Source organism: Vibrio sp. Sgm 5 (assembly GCF_026241575.1).
In the GTDB taxonomy this organism is placed as follows: domain Bacteria; phylum Pseudomonadota; class Gammaproteobacteria; order Enterobacterales; family Vibrionaceae; genus Vibrio; species Vibrio jasicida.
Map to the genome: position 1 here is coordinate 1 of NZ_JAPHPY010000101.1, position 6,587 is coordinate 6,587.

Consider the following 6,587-nt stretch of genomic DNA (forward strand, 5'->3'; position numbering starts at 1 on the left):
GATGTTGAGAGTATCCAATCTCCTTTGAGAATTCAGCTATCGTCGTACGCCACAATGTAATGTGAAATAGTGTTCGGATCATGATGTGATATTTAATACTGATTGTTCGAGTGGCTATCATCCACACGAGCGAAATCAGTTACCAATAAATGATTGTGAATAATGCCATTAATCGCGTATTGATGAGACATAGCAGTTAACCATTTTTGCCCACGCAACCACAATCTAAAACCCATTCCCCCTTAGATTTTCACTATAAGTTTTATACGACGCTATCTCATTGATTCCAAACAATTACGCCATTCAAAAAACTTTTAAAACACCGATTTAACCCTTATTAATTTCGATTCACGACCATTCATTTAACACAGACACTGACCTTCACCATACTTGCCGCCCCAAACGAACGACCTAAGGTGAAGGTATGCAAAACGTCAAATTCAATCATGTGTATGCGATGGCATTGAATCACGCACATTCATTTACAGCACTTGAGTTGCTACAAGAAATGGCTGAGCACTCTCCGGAAACCTATACACACACGCTCAATGTATGCTTAATCGCTTATGATTTTGGGGAGTTTTTGAGTTTTACAAATGCGCAGTTAGAACTGATTTTTGATGCTGCTCTAGTACATGACTTAGGCAAGCTAAAAACACCAACGGCTATCCTCCATAAACATGGCAAGCTTGAACCAATTGAACGTCAAGTGATGAGCGAGCATGTAAAGCACACCTATCAGATAGCAAGAGGCATTAAAGCTCTAGAAACAGCGACAATGGTTGGTGGTCTTCATCATGAACGTTGGGATGGAAATGGTTATCCATTTCGACTTAAGGGCGACGAGATTCCATTTATCGCGCAAGTGCTCGCGATTGTCGACACATGGGACGCAATGGTTTCAGACAGAGCTTACAGAAAAGGCATGCCTAACTCGAAAGCAATCAATATCCTTTTAACCGAAAAAGATAAAGGCCAGTTTAATCCGAATCTAGTCGAGTTGTTTGTTACTTACATTAATTCTCACGGTAAAAGTAACCTGTCGTGAAAAACATCTTCTTTCCTATATCTGTTTTGAGTGGCTGCCTATATCCAACAGTCATAAACGGAAACGCCCAAAGTTATTAGCTTTGGGCGTTTCTTCTAACAAAACCTGTTTAAGGCGGATGTACGACATATCGAGCGTTACAACGTCATGTGTAAAATTGGAAATGGTTTACCCATATCATCGAGTGGTGAGCGAGATTCGATTTTAAAGCCCATACGTTGGTAAAAACCGACAGCTTGTGGGTTTTGCTCATTCACATCCACTTTTACTGCGCCGAGATATTTGATCGCGTGTTGCAGCAACATCTTACCTATGCCCTTTCCTCTTGCTTGATTTAGAAGAAACAGCATCTCGATTTTTTCATCATGAACACCAACAAAACCTTGTATTGCACCTGTCGTGTCTTTCATACACTTTAAGGTGACTGCAGGAAATGCTTGCTCAATAATGATGGGTTTTAAAAACTCAATATCTTCTTCTGTGATGAAGTCATGCGTCGCTCGGACTGAGTTTTCCCAAACTACTAGCAGTTCTGCATAGTGTTCAGGAAGCACATATTCTACCGTCATAGATGTTCTCTCTTTGAGTAGAGGCTTTGTTGCGTAATTCGATGGAACTAAATTAGGAAGTTACGATCTGATCGGCGAGATGAGTAAATCATCATAGCCTTATGCCGAAGCCTCGTTACAAAACAACTAACTGGAAACAGTACAACAAAGCCCTAATCACCCGTGGTTCACTCACTTTCTGGATTGATGAAGAAGCCATAACTGAGTAAGCGCCAATTCCGCGATCTAGCCATTACAACCGCACTGATGGTAAAGCGCGTTTTCTCTATGCCATTGAGAGCGCTGCAAGGTTTTCTAGACTCAGTATTTAAGCTAGCCAACACACCGCTTGTTTGTCCACATTACACCTGTATAAGCCGTCGAGCTAAGGAAGTACTAAAACCAGAGGTGTGATACAGCATCTTGCCATTGATGCTACTGGTCTTAAGGCTTATGGCTAAGGTGAATGGAAGGTTAAGAAGCATGGTACTGACGGGAAGCGTAGAGTCTGGAGAAAGCTGCATTTAGCTGTCGATACCAGCACTCACGAGATAATAGCAGCAGAACAGAGTTTATCTAATGTCACTGATGCTGAAGTCCTTCCGAATTTGATCAAACAAACACGTCGACGAATCATCGAGATATCTGGAGATGGTACTTACGACACAAGGAACTGCCATTGTGCCATACGAATTAAGAGAGCGGTTCCGCTAATCCCACCAAGAGAACGGGCTGCCTTCTTGGAACAAGGACATCCTCGCAATTTAACGGTGGGTTGCCAAAAGCTCTACGCTACCAACAAGAAGTGGAAACAACGGTATGGCTATCACAAGCGCTCACGCTCAGAAACAGCCATGTCTCGTGTAAAGCAGTTGCTAGGAGAGAGGTTAAGCCTGAGAAATTACAATGCTCAAGTTGGTGAAAGCTACGCTATGATTAAAGCGCTAAACAAGCTTACAGGGCTTGGTATGCCTGAAACTCAGCATGCTGTACAAGAATCACTCAATTTTAGACAATTTGGTTTTCTGTCCGAATTGCGCAACAAAGCCAATGAATAGCGTAACCTTAAGGACTCAATGAACACACTTCTGATGAAGCCTTTCGGCAGACAAAGGAACATTGCATAAAATTGAGCAACCACTTAAGAAGTTAGCTTATGAGTCCAACCATAGGGTCCACTTCTCATGCTAAATTTACCCGGCTCTAAGTTCTACATAGAAAGCCAATTGAGCAACCCCAACCGAAAACTCAGCGTATACGTAAACAATGGTTTGTTTACTTTCATTACCACATTATAAGACGGAGCAATGAGAAAGAGCTTCGGCATTGTCGGTTACACAAACAGCAGCTTTTACTTCTTGACGCTGAGCAGCCAGTACTTGTACATCGCAGATCACTCTTAACAAGCGTTTAAAAGAGATCTCATCAACGCAAACAACCGATATTTTGACGCAAGAATTGAACGCCTAAACAAACAAGAGTTTTTGCTGACCTACGATGAAGAGATTGAATCTGAAGGGACACAGAAGCAACTTGCCAGACTATCCGGCCAGTTGATGTGGTTAAAATAGATTAATAACTAGACATAAAAAAGCGCGACACTGTGGTTCGCGCTTTTCTTGGACTTATAACATTAATAGTTGGTGAAATAGGCTTCGGTTACATAAGTATCTATTCCCTCAGCAACCTCATGCCCAGTATAAACTCTACTGCCAATTTGTATCCAATAGGTTTGGGTGGGGTCTATACCGGACCAGTTCATATCGCCGCTATAAACGGGAGATTCGGGTTTATCTGATGTGGTAGAGTTGTATATTTCCAACATGCCGTTGTTAACCTGAATCCATAAGTGCCTTTCTGGTGTCGATAAGGTCATACTTGTCTCATCGTATAGTTCCGACCCTGAGACGACTTTTGCATTTTGATACCAATAATCATTAATTATTTCAAATGACTTGTCTGTCTGAGGCGACGAAGGCCAGTTGGTATTTCCCCACTCCTCCGATGGTTGAGGGGATTCTTGCTGCACTGCAAATGAAAAACGTCCATTTTGAGGCGCAAGGCCTCCCACATCCTGCACTTTAAGATAAGCAACGAAGTTTTGACCAGCGTAATCTTCTTGGTAAACGTTTATTGTTCTTAAATTGTCTCCATTATCACGACCATCTAATATCGGCATACCATAAGCTGTCAACGGCTTATAAGACTCCACACTTGGTGAAAGTCGATTCCATTTATCTTCTTCACTTAAAGCCAATTTTGAGGATGCAGCTTCAGATTTAAAGACGATAGAATCAACTTTAGACGCACTTGTATAACTCGACAGTACCTCGTTATTGAAAGACGTATCTGTATAGCTATCAATTAATTCTCCAGATGAACTTGCTACTTTATTGATTTCTGGTTCATAGTTTGAAAACACCCCTTTTTTACGCTCTGACAATAACTTAACCTCTTGAAATGGTGCAGGATTTCCATCAGGGTCAGTGATGACACCACTGACATCAAAACGAACACCATTCACAAAACTATACTCTAATTGCGTAGAAAAATCCTTCACAGCCTCATTATCTAACAACACACAGGTAACGAACCCTTCACCTGTTAACTTCGCTAACTCAGAAATCGTCCCATCTGTCGCGTTAATGCTCTTACCAGCAGTTTCGGAGATCATATCTGCACTCCAAAAATCTGCACCTGCAGGCCAGTTTTGAGAGGCAAAAAGGTTACCTTGATTTGCAATGAGTAGTTCCCATTCACGGTTGATTGGCAAACGTCCATTCCTTGTCGCACAGTAGTTTTGCGCTTGTTCAAGGTTCATGGTGACCACTTCCGCTCCTTTCGGCCCAGTGACCCCATCTTGTGCTTGATAATTCGTATACGCGGTATTGGTATCGTCCGCTAGCACCTTACTTGCAGGGGCCGTAAACGTAATATCTGCACCAATTGTTGAATCGTAAACCGTTACATCATCCCAATCTTGAACAAGGCTAAAATCAGGCTCTACTTCAAGATAAACTTGTCCAACCGCGTATCCACCGCGACCATCATTAATGGTGTAAGCAACTTCATGTGCTCCCGGCTCTGAGGAACGAAAAGTAAAGGTATGCTCAGATGCGGACGTAATTTCCGTCTCCGCATTGTAAGCTCTAACGGATTCGAGGATCACCGCGTCTTCTGCATCAGAGATATAGTCCGTTAAATCAATCGTCACCAACATCCCTTTATCTAACTTTCCTTCACTGACATAGTTAAGGGCCACTGGCGGCGTATTCTGCGTATCAGAAACAGCAACATCAATCGTTCCTAGCTTGGTAACTGAACCATCTGTCATCGAATAAATAATTCGAGAAGCGCCCACCTCAAACGGAGTAAAAGTAAGCAAATTGTTCGCCGCATCGCTATCCACGATACCGGCGCCAAGCACAGATGCATCAGACGATAGATAGAACACTGATGTATCAAGCTCCCCGGCTAATTCCTGAGAAAGGTCAATCACAACAGGCGTATCAATATCCGTCGTTTCTGCAAGGTTGGGTAATGTATTATCAGCTGCTGTTTCAGACACAGAAACACGAGCAATTGAAGATTCCTCACCAACATAAAGCTCACTATTTTGTGGGACGACGGTGTATTCGTATTGGCATTCGCCTACTCCGTCAGAGCTTGTCGTAAATGACCACTCATCAATGGACGTAACCTGACAACTATCTCCTGATATTGAGCGCACAGAGTTCACCTTCATCGTCGCGTTGACATCATTTGTAGCCAAAACGTCGATAACAACCTCTTCACTCACCAATCCTTTAGATTGGATAGGAGAAGTTTCAATGTTCACTGCTTCGGGAGTGCTTCCTTCAACACTGTTGGATGATGAATCACTACCAGAGCCACCATTACATGCGGATAAAATTAAAGATAAGGAGAAGATAAAGCTAATTTTTCCAAATACTTTCATGGTCATACCTTTATAAATAACTTGCAAAGTTAGCATCAACGAGGAATGCCTCTAAATCTTCATAGTTTGTACTTCCCCCAGTTCCTACCCAATAAGGCTTGGTAGGATCTATATCCCCCCAATCGAAAGGCTTTGAAAAATCCGGTTCACTCGGTCTGATTGGTGTATTCGACGAATAGTGGTACAAAAAATCTCCCTTTTTTTGGAACCATAAATATCGATCTTCATACTGAACATCAGCTGAGTTACTTCCTACAAAGTTGTCAAAACCTTGATAAAAATTGAATTGGTTTTTTGAAAACTGGGTTATGATATTAAAGGTATCTGATGTGTGCGGCGCTCCAGGCTGATCTCGCTCAGGATCTTCCTCCTCATTAAACCAGCTTTGATCAGGTAGATTTCCTTGTTGCTGGATAAAAAACGACACAGCACCACTACCCATTCGCCCTGTATTTTTTATGTGGAGAGCCATAACAAAATCATTTCCTGAAAAGCTCTGTTTATACACAGTGCTGCTACCCATTCCATCCGGAGAGTCATAACTAAAGAGGATAGGTACACCACTTTCACCGATAGACGGTAGAGTGAGACCATATCTAATATCGACATGATTCCATTTAGTTCCATCTGTAGTCTCTAGTGCCGATGCTCCCTCATCTGGGACAAACGGAAATAAATCCCTTGCAGACCCAACTTCAGCAGCAATTACTGATTTACTAAACGATGTATCATAATAAGAAAGCTGTTGTGAGCCATTGGAATCCATAACAAGAGATATTGAAGAGCTTCCAGAGTCAAATACACCAGCTTCACTTAATGCCTCTACTTCTACATCTTGATATGACGCAATCTCCCCATCAGGGTGAAGAACTTCAATCTGATATACATACTCATTTCCTGTAGCCGATTGTTCTATCGCCGAGACTGAGAAATCACTCACTGCTGCACTGTTGAGGTCAACACACGTTGTGTACATAGGCACAGTTTTTGATTGATTGCCAACCAGACCATCATTCAAATTAACCGTCGCGGC

3 protein-coding genes and 2 pseudogenes are annotated in these 6,587 nt (G+C 42.2%); 2 read left to right on the forward strand and 3 right to left on the reverse strand.

The genetic code is table 11. The features are described 5' to 3' along the window. Positions 1-424 precede the first annotated feature (424 nt). On the forward strand, positions 425-1,048 hold the full coding sequence (locus OQJ86_RS25865) for an HD-GYP domain-containing protein (RefSeq protein ID WP_265992123.1): 624 nt from the start codon (positions 425-427) through the stop codon (positions 1,046-1,048). A gap of 137 nt (positions 1,049-1,185) precedes the next feature. Here the strand turns inward: OQJ86_RS25865 and OQJ86_RS25870 are convergent, their stop codons facing one another. After that, on the reverse strand, positions 1,186-1,617 hold the full coding sequence (locus tag OQJ86_RS25870) for a GNAT family N-acetyltransferase (protein WP_265992125.1): 432 nt from the start codon (positions 1,615-1,617) through the stop codon (positions 1,186-1,188). 101 nt (positions 1,618-1,718) lie between these two features. Between OQJ86_RS25870 and OQJ86_RS25875 the strand changes: the two are divergent. After that, a pseudogene (locus OQJ86_RS25875) lies at positions 1,719-2,582 on the forward strand (IS5 family transposase); the annotation flags it as partial. A 647-nt stretch (positions 2,583-3,229) separates the two neighbouring features. Here the strand turns inward: OQJ86_RS25875 and OQJ86_RS25880 are convergent. Both OQJ86_RS25880 and OQJ86_RS25885 read right to left on the reverse strand, forming a co-directional pair. Beyond that, positions 3,230-5,554 (reverse strand): hypothetical protein, encoded by a 2,325-nt coding sequence (locus OQJ86_RS25880; RefSeq protein WP_265992127.1) that lies wholly within the window; start codon positions 5,552-5,554, stop codon positions 3,230-3,232. Between the two features lie 10 nt (positions 5,555-5,564). Next, positions 5,565-6,587: pseudogene (locus tag OQJ86_RS25885) on the reverse strand (hypothetical protein); the annotation flags it as partial.

What these genes read in the sequence shown, in the direction of transcription:
- OQJ86_RS25865 (WP_265992123.1), top strand. Translation starts at nt 425, where the DNA reads ATGCAAAACGTCAAATTCAATCATGTGTATGCGATGGCATTGAATCAC.
- OQJ86_RS25870 (WP_265992125.1), bottom strand. Translation starts at nt 1,617, where the DNA reads ATGACGGTAGAATATGTGCTTCCTGAACACTATGCAGAACTGCTAGTA.
- OQJ86_RS25880 (WP_265992127.1), bottom strand. Translation starts at nt 5,554, where the DNA reads ATGAAAGTATTTGGAAAAATTAGCTTTATCTTCTCCTTATCTTTAATT.